Annotated in this window: 1 protein-coding gene; it reads right to left on the reverse strand. The window is 59.1% G+C overall.

Annotated features, from left to right (window positions below; genetic code table 11):
• Positions 1 to 924: IS256 family transposase (locus ACX4ZE_RS22810; protein ID WP_480275515.1), on the reverse strand; the 924-nt coding region annotated here is incomplete at both ends.

Consider the following 924-nt stretch of genomic DNA (forward strand, 5'->3'; position numbering starts at 1 on the left):
TCCGGGAAATGACCACGCGTTTTCGTGATCTTCCGCAGCTGGAAGTTGATCGACTCGATCTGATTCGTGGTATACACGATCTTCCGCAACTCGACCGGATAATCCAAGAACGGAATGAACTCATCCCAGGCAAGCCGCCAGATATCCACCGCACCCGGGTACTGCTCACCGAATTTCGCGTCGAACTCCTTCAACGCCAACTCGGCGCCCTCCAGATTCGGCGCCGTGTAGATCTCCCGCATCACCGCGGTGACCTTCTTGCGGTCACCGTAGGAGACGAACCGCATCGCATTCCGCACCACATGAACGACACACGTCTGCACCACCGTGTCCGGGAATACCGAGCGGATGGCATCGGGCAGCCCCGTCAAACCGTCACAACAGGCGATCAGGATGTCACGAACCCCTCTGTTGCGCAGGTCGGCCAGGACCTTCGCCCAGAACTTCGCTCCTTCCGAATCCTGGATCCAGCAGCCAAGGGCATGCTTGCGGCCCTCGACATCCACCCCGATGGCCAGGTAGGCGACCTTCGTGGTCACGACCCCGTTGTCCTTGATCCGCAACCGGATTCCATCGACATACAGAATCGGATACACCTCATCCAGGGGACGTGACTGCCATTCTTTGATCTCGTCCACAACGACATCGGTGATATTCGAGATCAACTCCCGCGACACCTGCGTCCCATACACCTCCTTCACATGTTCCTCGATATCACGAGTCGTCATACCCCGCGAATACAACGACAAAACAACAGTATTCAGATTCCCCAGCCGCCGCGCCCGCTTCGGCACGATCACCGGCTCGAAATCACCGTTCCGGTCCCGTGGAACCGAAATCCTCACCGGCCCCGACCGGGTTTGCACCGTCTTCGCGTTCTTCCCGTTGCGGGAATTGCCCGTACCCCGCCCTTCCGGGGCGCCG

Source organism: Nocardia sp. TBRC8007, assembly GCF_056629435.1.